This is a genomic window from Acinetobacter sp. 40AMC3-4 (genome assembly GCF_049898185.1).
In the GTDB taxonomy this organism is placed as follows: Bacteria; Pseudomonadota; Gammaproteobacteria; order Pseudomonadales; family Moraxellaceae; genus Acinetobacter.
In genome coordinates this window covers 1-15,854 of sequence record NZ_JAFCXG010000004.1, presented here as the reverse complement: position 1 = coordinate 15,854, position 15,854 = coordinate 1, and the positions used below count along the sequence as shown (strand labels likewise).

Below are 15,854 nucleotides of genomic sequence, written 5' to 3'. Positions count from 1 at the left end.
ACATGAGTGCAGCTTTAAATTGTAATATCTGTTTTATTGGTGGCGGTAATATGGCCCAAGCCTTAATTGGCGGTCTGATTTCACGTGGTTTGCCAGCAACACGTATTACAGTTTCTGATCCGGTCGAAAAAGTCCGTGCTTTATTGGCGGAAAAAGAAATTAATGTGACCGGGGATAATAGTGCTGCAATTCAGGATGCAGATATCGTTGTATTGGCGGTAAAACCTCAGGTTTTGGCTCAAGTACTGCAACCTTTAAAAGGTCTGGTTAATAACAAACTGATTATTTCCATTGTTGCCGGTGCAGAAATTGCCACATTATCAGCATTGTTGGGGACAGAGCGTATTGTCCGGGTCATGCCGAATACACCTGCATTGGTACAGACCGGTGCACATGGTTTATATGCCAATGCATTTGTGGAAACCAGTGACCGTGAGCTGGCCAGTCAGGTTCTGGCGTCGACCGGGCTGACCATTTGGGTCGAATCAGAAGCACAAATTGATGCAGTCACTGCAGTCTCGGGTTCGGGTCCGGCTTACTTTTTCTATATGATGGAAAGTATGATTCGTGCGGGTAAAAATTTAGGTCTGGATGAAAAAGTTGCAACCGCACTGACTTTGCAGACGGCTTTAGGCGCGGCGCAAATGGCGATTACCAGCTCGAATACGCCGGCTGAGTTACGTAAAAATGTGACTTCTCCAAATGGGACTACACAGGCGGCACTTGAAGTCTTTGATCGCGCCCAGATTTCTCAAAATATTCAGGCGGCACTTGCCGCTGCACAAAAACGCAGTCAAGAACTGGCACAAGAGCTCAGTGAAAGCAGCAAATCTTCAGTTTAATTTTTAGGAACGTTCAAGTATGGGTGCAAATTCTGCGCTAATTTTTGGCATTATCATTAACGTCTCGATTTTGCTCGTATTCTTCCGATTTTTAATGCAACTGGCAGCGGTCAGTCCTTACAATCCTGTGGTTCTTTCTACCGTGAAAGCCACTAAAATTGTAGATGTATTTGGTCGAATTTTCCCAACCTTGGCCAAAGGCCGAGTCAGTACTGCTGCTTTGGCATTATTGGTCGTGCTCTATCTGCTTAAAATTTTTGGCATGATGTATCTGTCAGGGGGGACGCCGAATGGGCCTGTCCATCTGATTATTCTGACTTTTGTTACCATGATGCAGGATCTTATCCGTTTCTGTCGTTATTTGATTTTCGCTACGATTATCTTAAGTTGGGTGGTGATGTTTACTCAGTCTCGTTCGCCTTATATTGAAGTCGTGCAAGAGCTGGCTGAGCCTTTACTGGCGCCATTCCGTCGTATCATGCCAAATATGGGGATGATTGACCTTTCTCCAATCTTCGCTATTTTAACTTTGATTATTATCGAAATGATTATGAACCAGGTGGCGATTGTATTGCTTACCGGTCTTTAATCGGATCCAAATAAAAAGGACGCTGAGGCGTCCTTTTTTATTTGCTCCTCCCTTTAGAAAAGGGAAGTTGGGAAGGATTTGTTAAACTTCCCAAACGGTGAACAAGTTTTAATCGCAGTACAAGAAGATGGGATATTAACCTCTCCCTAACCCTAACCCTAACCCTCTCCTGAGAGGAGAGGGGATACCTTTAAAATAATATTGGTTTTCACTCTCTCTCCCAGAGGGGGGAGGGCTGGGGTGAGGAAACCCTTTAATGCGCCTCATCCCAGTTTTTGCCTTTACCCACTTCTACCACCAATGGTACAGAAATCTGCAATACCGATTGCATCACTTCAGCCAGTTTAGGTGCCAGTTCATCGGCAATGTCTTCATCGACTTCAAACACCAGTTCATCGTGAACTTGCAGCAGCATTTTGGCCTGATCTTTCGGCAACATCTTGTCGACTTCAATCATCGCCATTTTAATGATATCCGCAGCTGAACCTTGTAGCGGGGCATTAATCGCAGCACGTTCTGCCGCTTTACGCACCATCATATTACGGGCATCGATATCTGGAGTATATAAACGGCGTCCGAGCAGGGTTTCAACAAAACCCTGTTCTAATGCGACCTGACGGGTACGTTGCATATAGTCATAAATGCCCGGATAACGATGGAAATACTGCTTGATATAATCCTGTGATTCCTGACGGGTAAAGCCCAACTGACGGATCAAACCAAATTCGGACATACCGTAAAGTAGCCCGAAGTTGACGGCCTTGGCCTGACGACGCTGGTCATTGGTCACTTCTTCCAAAGGAATGCCTAGAACTTCAGCTGCGGTACGGCGGTGTACATCCTGACCGTGAATAAAGGCATCTAGCAAGGCTTCATCCTGAGATAAATGAGCCATGAGACGCAATTCAATTTGTGAGTAATCGGCTGCCAGCAAAACACGACCTTCCGGTGCCACAAACGCCTTGCGGATTTGACGGCCAATTTCGGCACGAATCGGAATGTTCTGCAGGTTTGGATCAGTCGATGATAAACGGCCAGTTGCAGTCAATGCCTGATGATAACTGGTATGCACACGGTGGGTATCAGGATTGGCCTGTTTGCATAAGCCATCGGTATAGGTACTTTTCAGCTTGGACAAGCCACGATATTCCAGAATCAGCTGGGCAATCGGATGTTCAATTTTTTCCAGTACACTTTCACTGGTACTGTATTGTCCGGTGGTGGTTTTTTTACCGCCTTTTAGACCCAGCTTTTCAAATAACACTTCACCGACCTGTTTAGGTGAGCTGACATTAAAGCTTTCATCGGCAATTTCCATGATCTGGTTTTCCAGATTGTGCATGGTATTGGAAAATTCGCCCCCAAGCTGATCCAGAAAAGCCAGATCCAGTTCGATGCCGTTTTCTTCCATTTGCGTCAGTACACGTGCGACCGGAACTTCAATATTATGCAGAATATTCACCAGTTCAGGGTGTGCCTGCAATTTGCTGCTCAAGACTTCATAAAGGCGATAGGTGACATGTGCATCTTCTGCTGCATAATGTGCTGCAGTTTCAAGTGGAATCTGGTTGAAGGTCTTTTGTTTAGCACCTTTACCGGCCACCTGTTCATAAGTCGTGGTCAGATGACTCAAATACAGACGGGCCACATCATCCATGCCATGACGGGTCGCGACAGAATTCAGGACATAGGAAGCCAGCATGGTATCGAAATACCAGCCTGCCAGATGAATGCCATGATTTTCCAGTACATGTGCATCATATTTCAGATGATGACCAATTTTCTTTACAGACTCATCTTCCAGAATTGGTTTGATCTGCGCCAGAATTACTTCACGATTCAGCTGCTCCGGTGCGCCTTCATAATCATGTGCCAAGGGAACATAATAAGCATCCTGCGCATCGAAGGCGACCGAGAAACCGACAATCTGTGCAATACGATAATCCAAACTGGTGGTTTCGGTATCAAAGGCAAAACGTTTTTCGGTACTTAGGCGCTCAAACAGTGTGTCCCAGTCCTGCTGGCCTAATACTGTGTGGTAGGTCGCTTGACCTAGCTGGTCATCACTGCTGGTCACAGACGCATGGTCTTCCAGAGGTTCTGGTGCTGTAACCGCTTTGGCGTTAATAGATTTTGCCGCCTGCTGGTAGTTTGAATTATTCGGGTTGTTCGGGTGATCTAAGGACTGCAGCTGGTTACGGAATTCCAGCTCGGTGTACAAATGACGCAAGGTCTCGACATTTGGCTCACCCAGTTTTAAATCGTCATAACCAAAGTTAAGATCCAGATCGATCACAATACTGGCCAGCTGATGGTCCAGTGCAATACCATCGACATGTTCTTTAATATTTTGACCGACTTTGCCTTTGATCTTGTCGACATTTTCTAAAATGCCGCCAATCGAGCCATATTCAGTGAGCAGTTTTGCTGCAGTTTTGGCACCTACACCTGGCACGCCCATGATGCCATCTGATGCATCGCCCATCAGGGTCAGATAGTCAATAATCTGATTCGGCCAGACGCCAAACTTTTCAAACACGCCGTCGACATCCAGCGGTTTTTCTTTAAAGCTGTCTTCCAGGGTAACTTTTTCGGTCACCAGTTGTGCCATATCTTTATCGCCCGTAGAGATCAGTACCTGATGTCCCATCGCCTCGGCACGTTTGGCCAGTGTTCCGATAATGTCATCGGCTTCGGCACCCGGTAAGGTATGTAGGGGAATGCCCAAAGCGCGGATCAAGGCATGCAGATAAGGAATCTGTTCGGATAATTCCGTTGGCATGCTGGGACGATCACCTTTATAAATCGGTGACAGCTCATGCCGGAAGGTCGGTTCTGGGGTATCAAAAATTACCGCCATATGGGTCGGTTGGGTCCGGCGCATCAGTTTTTGAATAGCAGAAATCGCACCACGAATTGCATTGGTATGTAAACCGGTTGACGTGGTTAATGGTGGCAGTGCGTGAAAGGCACGAAATAAAAAGTAAGAGCCATCGACCAAGACAAATGGTGGCATGTAATCAATTCCTTATTCAAAATACAGCGCTATTGTACGTGATTTTTACCGCGCTCGCTGAGGCGAGTCTGAGTTTACAGCTTAGCGAATATCGGCTGAAGATGAAATAAGCAGCACAAGCTGTTGTATGATGGAAGGATTCAGGAAAGAGAAATATAAGAATGGCTGTAGGACGGAATGAGTTGCGCATGATCTGGCTGATTACCCTGCTGATAGCCGGGATCAGCGCCTGGTATCTGGGTTATCAGATTGTAACTTATCTGTGTGGTTTGGGGTTTATCTTTAGCGTGATGCAATATGTCACTGCGGTAGAAACACCGCTACAACAACTGGCCGGACAGCAGCAGATGTCCTTGGAGCGCAATTCTAAAGTTCCTTTATATATCTCATCAATTACTGCCATTGTCGGCGGGTTGGCTGAACTGGATTGGCTGATGGGAATCGGGATTACGGCCTGGGTATTCTTTTTGCTCAGGTGGCTGCAACGTCTGGAAGGACGTTTGATACAGTTGCAATCACAATCTCATTCTGCCGATCCCTTACAGCGATCACCAGATCGATCCGATTCTGTTCCATTCGTGAAAACTGAGTCTGCCCAAGAGGTAAACGACACTCCTCATCTGGTAGATCAACTGCAGCGCTGGCTTTTCCAGGGGAATCCAGTCTTAAAAGTCGCGATTAGTATTTTGGTGATTGGGATTATTTTACTGCTGCGTTTTGCCACTGAGCACTGGCAACTCAGTCTAGCTGCAAAATTGGGCCTGGTTGCACTGGCGAGTGGGTGTATAGCAGGGCTGGGTTATCGCCTGATGCAGAAAAATCGGAGTTTTGCTCTGGCACTAGAAGGACTGGGTTTGGGCAGTCTGTTCCTGACCTTATTTTTTGCCTATTACAATCTGGTGATTCCCACGTTACCGTTGGCAACATTGCTATTTCTCATTATTCTGGCCATCACTCTATATTTAAGCCTGAAACAGGAAAGCATCGAACTGGCTTTGATGGCTTTGCTGATTGCTTATCTGGCGCCGTTTACCTTACCGACCCGCGATGCTTCTGCCGTTGAGCTGATTAGCTATTATTTGCTGATCAATATCGGGGTGGCAGTGCTGAGCAGTTTCCGGCCATGGAAGATTCTCAATCAAATTGCCTTTTTAGTGACTGCGGTCGTTGGCGGGATATATAGCCTGATTCATGGTTATACATATGAGCGTTATGCCATGACTGCGTTGATTCTGGCACATAGTGCGCTGTTTATCTGGCTAGGTTTCCGCTTTAGCCAGTTGCTGGCACGACAGGATCTCTCACGTTTTCAGTTAAAACCGGTATTGGACTTAGCGCTGATTTTTGCTGCACCGATCACGGCATATATTTTTCTGTATCTGATTCATTTTAATCAGCCCAATCAAAAACTCTGGCAAGCTGGATTAAGCCTGTTCTTTGCACTGGTCTTTGCCGCTTGCTGGACACTGCTGCGCCGTAAACAAACTATCCTGCTCATTTCGCAGAGCTATCTGAGCCTGATGCTGATTTTTCTCGCCTTGGTGCCCCCGATCTTATTGACAGAACAATGGAGTGTGATTGGCTGGGCAGTTGAAGGTGTGCTGATTTATTTATGGGCCTTGGAAAAAAATGTCCGGGTAGCACACTATCTGAGCATGGGCTTATTGCTGATGGCCGGATTCAGCAGCCTGTATTATCTGGTCGAGATTAATCCAACACCGCGAATAATTTTCTGGATTTTGAGTCTGTGCTATGTGGCAGTCGTGGTCATCAGTCAGCTTAAAAAGCAGTACCAGCAGCAGATGAATAGTCTGAGTGTCAGTTTTTTAAGCAGCCTAAGTGTCGCGGCCAGTTTGATGCTATTTGCCTTGCTGGAAGATGAATTTCCGAGTCAGCATGCCTATGTGCTGAGTTTATTTATCATCACACTGGGTTATGTAATGTTCAATGAAATGATCCTGCGCAAAAATCAGGAGTGGTCATGGTTACTGCCGAAGTGGAGTGGCATCTCGCCCTTGCTGGTCATTGCGGCGATTCTAACTCTGGATCGCAGTCAGAATGCGGTGATTGTCTGGAATAGTGATCTGGAACGTGGGGTTTCTGCACTTTCAGCGATATTGTTGGCCATTCTGTGGCTTAGACCGCTGGCTGGCTTGCAGCTCTCCAAGGAATGGGTGAGTTTTGGTGTTTTTAGCAGTCTGGCTTTGGCAAGTGTATGCCTGATCTCAAATATGCCCTATCTGAGCATGGTGATTTTGCCTTTATTCTTCTGCCTGTGGTGCTATCGGCAGGATGTGCAGTCAGGTTGGCAGCAGCTTTGGCAAACCAAGAGCTGTTTATTGCTGATGGCAACTTGGCTGGTTTGTTCACAGCTGTTTAGCCAGCAAGCCTTTCAATATTACTGGCTGCCGATTCTGAATCCTTTTGACCTGATCAGTATCGCCATGTTTGCCAGTTTTATCTGGATGCTGTTACAGCAAATCAAGGTGGGACGTGATAAAGGCATGATCGCAGTTTTAATGGTACTAAGTCTGTTATGGCTTTCCAGTTATATTGTTTTAAGAGCTTTACATGTGTACCTGCAGACGCCGTTTAATGAGCTGGCATTATGGAGCAATGCGACGGTTCAGCTTAGTCTGACCATACTTTGGGTATTACTCGCCTGGATTACCATGTGGACAGCAACGCTCAAAAAACTGAAACTGATGTGGATTTTAGGCGGCAGTATTCTGGTGATTGTGACCTTGAAGCTCGTACTATTTGACCTGTCACATATTGGCACCCTGACCCGGGTGATTTCCTTCTTGCTGGCGGGCGGGGTGATGCTACTGATTGCTTATATTGCGCCGATGCCGGAGAGGGAGCTTTGAATCCTCTCCCTAACCCTCTCCTTTAAAAAGGAGAGGGAATCTAAGGGTTATTTCAGATCAGGCTCTCTTTTGAGGGCCTTTTCATTGGCATATTGATCGATTTCTTCATTTTCCAAAGGACGGGAAAGTGGATGATCGACAAAGCCCATTTTTGGCACCGGAATTTCAATCTGGTTATCGACAAAGCCGTTGCGAATCCGTTCCTGCATTTCATCACGAACTTTCAGGTAGTTTTCCTGTTGGCACCACACTGCAAACAGCAGTTCAATCGAAGATTCACGGAAAGCGGTAACGGTGACTGCAGGTTTCGGGTCGGCCAGTACCAGTGGATATTTATTGGCAACGTCCAGCAGAACTTCGCGTACCTTGATAATATTTTCATGGAAATTGATCGCCAACGTAATCGGAATCCGCCGTATCGGAAATTTCGACAAGTTCTGCACCGGTGCCCGAATTAGCTGTTCATTCGGTAAACGCACATAGATATTATCTTGGGTCAAAAGTTTAACCGAGAGCAGATCAATCGAAATCACTTCGCCTTCAATGGTATGCCCACGAATCAAGGTAATCTGGATGGTATCACCGACTTCAAAAGAACCTTCACCAATCAGGAACAGACCACTGATCAGGTTGGATGCTGAGGTTTGCGAAGCAAAACCCAGTGCGACCGTTAAAATCCCTGCAGCGCCAAGGAAGACACTGAGTTTAAAACCGGCTTCTTTCAGACTAGCCATCACAAACAGCAGGAAGATAAAATAGAAAATTCCGCGGCGCCAGACCAGTTTCTGATGGGCATTAAAACGGACACCAATGGTGCGAATAAAGGTATTGGAAATAAAGCGTGCGATCAGGAAACCAATAAAGCACAACACCACCGCCACCAGAACTTCGGTCAAACGGTCGGTATTGATATTGGTAAATACTCCCTTCAGGCTGTTGGTGACTTCGGTCGGAATATTTGAACTTGGCATCAGACGCCCTTAGAAAAATGAATCAAACATATTAAATAACGCACCTGCCGGATCGCGCGGTGGATGCAGATAGGCCACTTCACCAGCATTTGGTGGTGTGCGGTTTTCGACCCGAATCCGTGGTGGACGATCCGAACTTTCATGCAAAACGCGGATTTGTGAGGTCCATAAGCGGCCGGTACTTTCACTGTAAAAAAGCGGCAGGGCAGGCACTGGCACATTCATTCGGTCAAAGCGCAATTGCTGGTTACTGGTATTGTGAAACTCAATCGGCGTGACTGCACGAAAGGCTCGCGGATGTAACTGTTTCAGTTCGGTTCTGCCATCGACTGCGGTGGCATAACAGATTTCCCCCGAACGGTGATTGGGTCCAAACCAGGTGTCTTTTGGCAAGATTACCGGCAAATCGAAAATCGGTTCGCGCTGCCCCTCGACAAAACCGGCAATCCATAAGGGCGTGCTGATATAAAGCGTACCGCGCTGTCCGGCAGGAATATAAATCGGATCGACTGGTTTAATCACCACAGAACGGTCTGCAAGGCGTGGCATCAGTTGCAATTTGTTTTGCGTGGATTTGAACATATAGCGTTCAATTTTCACAGGTGGGGGAAAGGCAAAATTCGGATCATCAATCTGATGCCATTGCTGTTCATAATCGTATTGCACAGAAGGGCGGAAATATTCCAGTCGCCATTCCTGAATCCCTCGGGTCAGCCGAAACAGCAAGGAGCCAAACTGCCAGGCTTTAGACTGATTTATTTCAAAATTCTGTTCTCCCCACCAGCGCATTTTCGCTGTATTCGGGATTAATTCATCTTTATCTCGCGGCAATCTTGGCACCCTTTCTTGCTAAATCTTTGAAAACATACTTCACGCTGTCATATGCTTAGAGTACACTCAATTTAAATTTTTTCATCATTATTATAATCCGCGATGCAAGTACTTAAACAATTACAAATCCCATATAGCTTCGCCAAGCGCCATGGTGTGCTGTTGCGTTATGAGGGAGATCAGGCCTTTATTCTGCGTCGTGACAATACCTCGATGCTTGCATTGCAGGAAGCTCGCCGTCTGCTCGGTTATCCGGCTCATTTTCAACTCTGTAGCGAACAGGAATTTAACCAGTTACTCAGTTCCAGTTTTGCCGGCGATAGCGGCGAATCGCAACAGGTCGCTGCCGGTCTGGAAGATCATCCGGATTTACTCAGTCTGGCTGATTCGGTACCGGAAGCTGAAGACCTGATGGATCAGGAAGATGATGCGCCAATTGTACGGCTGATCAATGCATTGCTCTCAGAGGCGATTCGTGTCGGGGCTTCCGATATTCATATTGAATCTTTTGAGAAAAAACTGTCGGTGCGTTTACGGGTCGATGGCCAGTTACGCGAAATTGTACAGCCACGCCGTGAACTGGCACCGCTTCTGGTTTCACGGATTAAAGTCATGGCCAAACTGGATATTGCCGAAAAGCGTATTCCTCAAGATGGCCGTATTTCATTACGCTTGGCCGGACGTGAAGTCGATGTCCGTGTATCCACCTTGCCATCTTCTTATGGGGAGCGGGTGGTGATGCGTTTGCTGGACAAGCAGGCCGGCCGTTTGAACATGACCCATTTGGGTCTGATCAATAATGACTATGATCGACTCAAGACCTTAGTACATCGCCCGCACGGGATTATTCTGGTGACTGGCCCGACCGGTTCGGGTAAAACCACCACCTTGTATGCGGCACTTTCTGACCTGAATGACGGTTCCAAGAATATCCTCACAGCTGAAGATCCGATTGAATATCAGCTGGAAGGCATTGGACAAACGCAGGTCAATACCAAAGTGGATATGACCTTTGCCCGTGCGTTAAAAGCGATGTTACGTCAGGACCCGGATGTGGTCATGGTCGGTGAGATTCGTGATCTGGAAACGGCAGAAATTGCGGTACAGGCATCCCTGACTGGACATCTGGTGTTATCCACCTTGCACACCAATACCGCGATTGGTGCGGTTACGCGTCTGAAAGATATGGGAATTGAACCATTTTTGCTTTCCAGTTCTTTAATCGGGGTAATTGCCCAACGTCTGGTGCGTACCTTGTGTCCACATTGCGCGACTTGGCATGAAGCAGATGCTTTCGAGAAGAATCTATTTGGCAATATTGAGCATCCCCAAGATTTAAAATTACCGCAACCTCAAGGCTGTGAACGTTGTGGCAATACTGGCTTTAGTGGTCGTACCGCGATTTATGAAATTGTGCCAGTCGATGATCATATGCGCCGTTTGATTCATGGCAATGCGGCTGAATATGAAATCGAAAGCTATGCACGTCAGCAGTCAGGTTCCATTCGTGATGATGGTCTGCGTAAAGTATTGGCCGGAAAAACCACGATTGAAGAAGTATTGCGAGTAACCAACGAAGCAGTAGAATAATTTTTTAATCTGCTCGCTTTATCATAATGATCGTCAGGACTTTTGGATATTTACCAGAGACTGACGATTTTTTTCATGAGTTGTGCACGAAAAGGTGCAGTCGGATTTCCCGGATTACGCAGAGTTTCATTTTCATAAAAGTTCTGCCAGGCTTGTGCCATTGCTAAACTCAGTCCTTCCTGTTTCATTGTTTCAACATCTGCCTGAGTAATATTGAGAAAACGGGCTTCAGCATCTTTGGGGCCAGCGCCCCAGCCAATAATCCCTTTACCAAATTCAGGCAGAATCATATTGTTGGGTGTTGCAGGAATGGGTAGGCGTTCAATTTCAGTATTGAGCAGAGATTTTATTTTCGGACGGATTTTTTCTGAGAGATAAAGATCTGCAAAAGAGGTTGTAGCAGTGAGGAGCAGGAGAGAATTCAGAAGAACTAGTTTTAACATCAATATAAATCGAATAAATGTAAATAAGAATCATTATATATAATTTCTTAAGTTTTTGCTGCAGTTTTCAAGTGGGGAAGAGAAGTAGCTTTTGACAAAAGATGAAGCGGGTAAATTTTGAAATTTATAATTGAAGTCTAGCTATCCTGAAACTTTTTTCAGGATAGCTGTTAAATAAAAAAATTAAGTAATTACGTTTAAGTTCACATCAATATTATTACGGGTCGCATTTGAGTATGGACAGACAATATGCGCAGCATCCACCAGTTTTTTTGCTTCTTCCTGATCCATGCCTTCAAGATGGATGTTTAATGTCACTTCGATCCCGAACCCGGTAGGAATCGGACCAATCCCAACATCACCTTCAATATAGGCATCTTTACTGATATTGAGCTTGTCACGATTGGCAACAAATTTCATTGCACCCAAGAAACAGGCGGAATAACCTGCGGCAAAGAGCTGTTCAGGATTGGTTCCACCGCCTGGTCCCCCCATTTCTTTAGGTACGGCCAATTGGACGTCCAGAATCTGATCGTCAGAAATGGCGCGGCCATCACGGCCCCCTGTGGCTTTGGCATGTGCGGTATAGACGGCTTTTTCTAATGACATGAGTTAAATCCCTGTTTATTTTTCGTAGAGCTTCTATGCTCGGTGATTTCACCTGAAGAATAAGCAGGGATTTTGTTATTTTATGCAAGCAAATGAAACGATTCAGGAAAGTTGAAGAAGTCTACGGTGTTGCATTAAAGGCATGGATTCACGCACTTTTTGCTGTTCATTTAAATCAAAGTCGACGGTGATGAGTTGAGCACCTTCTGCATGGATCATATTAAGAAGTTGTCCACGACTATTGGTGGCGGCTGCATGTCCCCAAGTCTGACGTTTTTCACCGTGCCAGCCTTGTTGAGCTGCGCCAAGCACCGAACATTGGCTATCTAGAGCACGTGTTTGCAGAAGAAGCTGCCAGTGCATTTCACCTGTGGTATAGGTAAAAGCAGAAGGTGCGGTCAAGAGGTTTGCACCTTTGGCTCGTAGATTTAACGCTAGTTCCGGAAAACGCAGGTCATAACAGACCATTAAACCAATATTACCAAAAGGGGTTTTGGCTACGACAACATCTGTGCCGGGCTCAAAGAACTTGGATTCCTGATAACCGCCTACAGCATCACCGACTTGCACATCAAACAAGTGAATTTTGTCATAACGCGCTTCGGTCCGTTCCGGACTGATACACAGGCTAACGGTACGCACGCGGCCATCTTCAATGATCGAACCATCCGGACGATAAGGGCAGGGTAATGTACCGGCAACGATCCAGGTGTCATATTCATGGGCAAGTTGTTCCAGACGCTGCTGAATCACTTCAAATTGTGCAGCAGTTTCACGCTGTTTACCTGCTGCAAAACAGACAAAGTTTTCCGGGAAAACAATCAGTTCAGCACCATTGGCCTTACTTTGTTGAATTAAAGATTCAATCTCCACGAAATTGACATCAATTTCATTTTGAGAATTCATTTGTACAACAGAAAGTAAAGTCATAGGGTCCTCTTATAAGATGGTTATACCTTTTGCTCGGAAATTTTATCTAAATTGTCTTGCTCTTTCTGTAGCTGTTTGACTAAAGGTTCAAACATGTTCTGATTGCTTTGATTCAGTTTCATCAAGGTTTTATGCGCATCCAGAACCGTATTCAGCATATTTTGATGCGTGACATGTTCTTCCATCAGCGCACGTGTGCAGACATTTGGATCACCACAATAATTCAGAATCACAAACACTTGGCTCAATCCCATACTGTTGGCCAAAGTGGTAATGTCAGAATTGGTAGAAAGCATGACAGCCTGAATATTGTGTACTTGCTTGAGTTTGAGTCCTAGTTTCGCTAAAACACCCAGTACGGTACTGTCAATGAAACTGGTTTCGGTGAGATCAACGATAGCGCCAACTACGTTGTCTTGCTGTTCAATTTTGTTCAGTAATTTGTCTAGACTAATACAAGATTGGGCACGCACTTCGCCGATAAGCTTAAAAATATGCGTTCCATTCAGACTTGCATATTCAACATGACCTGTTGACATATAAATGCCATTTGCAGAGAAGGATATTAAATTATCCCATAGGGTGTATTGATACTCAAGTGGCTGAAAGTAGTAATCAAATTAAGTGCTTATAAAGCCTGTAAATATACTGCTAATTTACGCGGATAAAGCTTAAAAAGGCGATATCGTCAGCCACATGTTCCGGAGCCTGAAAAGATTGATTCTGCAAATGGTGTAATAATTGCGAGAATTGTTCATTTAAACCACCATCAAAAGGTTCCAGTGCGCCATCCGAACAGATAATAAAGCGCGCATTGCGACTTAATACCCATTCATTTTCCTCAACTTCAAGATCTTCGGTTAAGCCCAAAGGGAAACTGCTGGAAGAGAGGATTTTAGGTTCTTGATTGGGTTCAAATATAATCGGTGGAGGATAATGTCCAGCGCTGGACCATTTTAATACATGGGTTTCCAGATTAAGAATCCCGGCAATCATGGTGATGTGCTTTTCAATATTTTCCTGCATCAGCATACCGTTCAGCTTCTTGATCAGCTCGCGCGGCGTCTTGGAGCGACCATGGAAAGCTGCCATCCAGGACGTGAGCAAACTACTGGTGACGCCATGTCCGGATACATCGGCCAAATAGAAAATCACTTCTTTGTCGCTGATTTTCCAATAATCATACCAATCCCCTGAAAGATAGGCTGAAGGCTGAAAATAGGTTTCGACCTCATAATTGGTCAGTTCAATCGGATTCGGTAACAATTTTTTTTGTAGTTCTGCAGCAGAAGGCAGGTCACGGCTATCCTGGTTACGCTTATATTGTGCATCAATTTTTTGTAATGCCATATCTGGATTCTCGGGAAGTTTGCTCCAGATCCAGCCGGCTAAAGCACCTTGTTCCCAGGCCTGCGCCAAAGCAGTACCTTCATTCTCTAAGGCCAGTACAATCGTAGGCAGATTCCACTTATATTTCAGATAATCATGTACATCTGCAATCGCAATAATCGTAGAGTCATATAGTTCATGATCATCCAGATAGATCATCTGAACATGCGGAAGCGTATCAAGTACTTGATCTAAATAAGGAATATCACGAGTCGGTTGAATGAAATACATAAAAAAGTGATTCAATCCCAGGATTGGTTATAAGATGTACTATAACAAGTAAAGTATTGCTAGCGAACAGATTTTCACTAGCAATCATACATGAAGCTTAAACTTAAAGATCTTCGTTTGAAGATTCAATATTGCTATCATTAGAAGGTGCATCATCAGAATTGTCATCTTCAAAATCATCTTCTAGGAAAAGCGTATCTTGTTCTGTACCTTTCTTTTCTGCAATTGCATAATTGGTACGTTGTAAATAAATATCGCGAATCTGCGCATAGCGATCGCCAGTCAGCACTCCTTCAACGTCCAGTATTTCTGAACGGGTATCGATGGCACGCCAAAACTGATCAGTCCAGTAAAGTCCATCTTCATCTTCGAGAATGTATTTTTGTGGACGAGCTTGACTATCTACAGCAGTACCGATTACGCCACGGACAGAACTTGGACCTAAAAATGGCAACATGATATAAGGGCCAGAAGGCACGCCATAATAACCTAAGGTAATTCCAAATTTTTCCTCTTCATGACTCAAGCCCAGGCGACGCGCTGGATCAGCCAGTCCTAAAGTTGTTAAGGTGTTAATGGTAAAACGACCTAGGGATTTAGCAGCGCGGGCAGGACGACCTTGAATGAGCTGATTCACCACATTCCAAGGTTCACCTAGGTTACTGCGGAACTGGGTATAGCTGCCACGAACATCTTGAGGAACTTTTTCCACATATTGTACGGCTATGGGACGTACCACGGTGCGGTCAATCGCATCATTAAACTGATAGATCTTTCTATTTAACGGTTGAAAAGGATCTTTAACTTCTTCAGCCTGTGCTGCACTGGCATCAACTTTCAGTTGCGTTTGTAATTGTTGCGCTTTGGTCGAGATTTTTGTTCTAAGCGGCGTTTTTGCAGGCTCGTTTTCCAGATTTTCCACACTGGTGGCCGCCTCGGCGAAAACATGTGCGCTTGAAGCTAAAGAAAATAAGCATATAGATAAGTAAATAGAACGATGCATAAGGTAACCTGAGGCCTTTTCTGTGTAAGTAGCACTACTTATTAGTATAAAAATAATAAACGTTATATTCACGAATAGACATCATTTAAGCAAATTTGTATAAAAAATGAATGAAAACACACGAAAAGCTTAAAAAATATACATACAAAATGATTTTCTTGAAAAAGGTGTTGCAAGGGCTCTGAAATGCTGTAGAATGCACATCCATCGGCGGTGATGAAGATTAAAACCTCTGATAAAACAGTGACTTAGTTGAGTTTAATTGAGTTGGGTTTTATTTGATAAGTTTGAAAAATAGTTTTCATTACTGGTTGACTTTCTAGAGATAGAGAGTAATATAGCCGACCTAGCTTGCTGGTGACGAATCAGCAAGAAGATCATTAAGAGATTATGAAGAACAACTTGTGTGGATTTTTACTGGTTGATTGATCGAAATTATTTTCATTGATTGATGGTAGAAATTACTCGAAGTTTATTTGAGAAATATTTGTCAGAAAATTGATGAGCCAAGATTGGTGCCCTTTAAAGGTACTACTGATT

General features: G+C 44.8%; 13 protein-coding genes. 4 read left to right on the top strand and 9 right to left on the bottom strand.

Annotated elements, in window-relative coordinates; all coding sequences use genetic code 11:
• Positions 1-2: 2 nt before the first annotated feature.
• Positions 3-842, top strand: a complete 840-nt coding sequence (proC, locus tag ACP7BU_RS06290) for a pyrroline-5-carboxylate reductase (protein ID WP_114541354.1) — start codon at positions 3-5, stop codon at positions 840-842.
• 19 nt (positions 843-861) lie between these two features.
• The gene (locus ACP7BU_RS06285; RefSeq protein ID WP_005107800.1) at positions 862-1,431 is read left to right on the top strand and encodes a YggT family protein; all 570 of its coding nucleotides are present in this window, start codon (positions 862-864) and stop codon (positions 1,429-1,431) included.
• Between the two features lie 253 nt (positions 1,432-1,684).
• Here ACP7BU_RS06285 and polA read toward each other — a convergent pair whose 3' ends face one another.
• On the bottom strand, positions 1,685-4,447 hold the full coding sequence (gene polA / locus ACP7BU_RS06280; protein WP_425879260.1) for a DNA polymerase I: 2,763 nt from the start codon (positions 4,445-4,447) through the stop codon (positions 1,685-1,687).
• Between the two features lie 161 nt (positions 4,448-4,608).
• Here polA and ACP7BU_RS06275 point away from each other — a divergent pair, with 161 nt between their 5' ends.
• Complete coding sequence (locus ACP7BU_RS06275; protein WP_425879262.1) at positions 4,609-7,317, top strand: DUF2339 domain-containing protein; 2,709 nt, start codon at positions 4,609-4,611, stop codon at positions 7,315-7,317.
• 47 nt (positions 7,318-7,364) lie between these two features.
• On the opposite strand, the gene ACP7BU_RS06270 is transcribed toward ACP7BU_RS06275, so the two are convergent.
• Complete coding sequence (locus ACP7BU_RS06270; protein ID WP_005250806.1) at positions 7,365-8,288, bottom strand: mechanosensitive ion channel family protein; 924 nt, start codon at positions 8,286-8,288, stop codon at positions 7,365-7,367.
• A gap of 9 nt (positions 8,289-8,297) precedes the next feature.
• Positions 8,298-9,077, bottom strand: coding sequence for a hypothetical protein (locus ACP7BU_RS06265; RefSeq protein WP_086044916.1), 780 nt, complete (start codon positions 9,075-9,077; stop codon positions 8,298-8,300).
• Positions 9,078-9,221: 144 nt separating this feature from the next.
• Between ACP7BU_RS06265 and gspE the strand changes: the two genes are divergently transcribed.
• A complete protein-coding gene (gene gspE, locus ACP7BU_RS06260; protein WP_425879264.1) occupies positions 9,222-10,709 on the top strand; it encodes a type II secretion system ATPase GspE in 1,488 nt (495 codons plus the stop codon).
• Between the two features lie 50 nt (positions 10,710-10,759).
• On the opposite strand, the gene ACP7BU_RS06255 is transcribed toward gspE, so the two are convergent.
• The 6 genes from ACP7BU_RS06255 to ACP7BU_RS06230 form a co-directional block, all read right to left on the bottom strand.
• A complete protein-coding gene (locus ACP7BU_RS06255) occupies positions 10,760-11,152 on the bottom strand; it encodes a DUF4951 domain-containing protein (protein WP_005103334.1) in 393 nt (130 codons plus the stop codon).
• A 183-nt stretch (positions 11,153-11,335) separates the two neighbouring features.
• Positions 11,336-11,761, bottom strand: coding sequence for an organic hydroperoxide resistance protein (locus tag ACP7BU_RS06250; RefSeq protein ID WP_004732917.1), 426 nt, complete (start codon positions 11,759-11,761; stop codon positions 11,336-11,338).
• 102 nt (positions 11,762-11,863) lie between these two features.
• Entirely contained in the window at positions 11,864-12,691 is an 828-nt protein-coding gene (locus ACP7BU_RS06245; protein ID WP_005107790.1) for a carbon-nitrogen hydrolase family protein, read from the bottom strand.
• Positions 12,692-12,711: 20 nt separating this feature from the next.
• Positions 12,712-13,230 carry an anti-anti-sigma factor GigB gene (gigB, locus tag ACP7BU_RS06240; RefSeq protein ID WP_004647542.1) on the bottom strand — a complete coding sequence of 173 codons (519 nt, stop codon included), beginning with the start codon at positions 13,228-13,230 and terminating at the stop codon, positions 12,712-12,714.
• Between the two features lie 112 nt (positions 13,231-13,342).
• Positions 13,343-14,311 carry an RsbU family protein phosphatase GigA gene (gigA, locus tag ACP7BU_RS06235; protein ID WP_114541358.1) on the bottom strand — a complete coding sequence of 323 codons (969 nt, stop codon included), beginning with the start codon at positions 14,309-14,311 and terminating at the stop codon, positions 13,343-13,345.
• A gap of 103 nt (positions 14,312-14,414) precedes the next feature.
• Positions 14,415-15,314 (bottom strand): MlaA family lipoprotein, encoded by a 900-nt coding sequence (locus ACP7BU_RS06230; RefSeq protein WP_425879268.1) that lies wholly within the window; start codon positions 15,312-15,314, stop codon positions 14,415-14,417.
• Positions 15,315-15,854 lie beyond the last annotated feature (540 nt).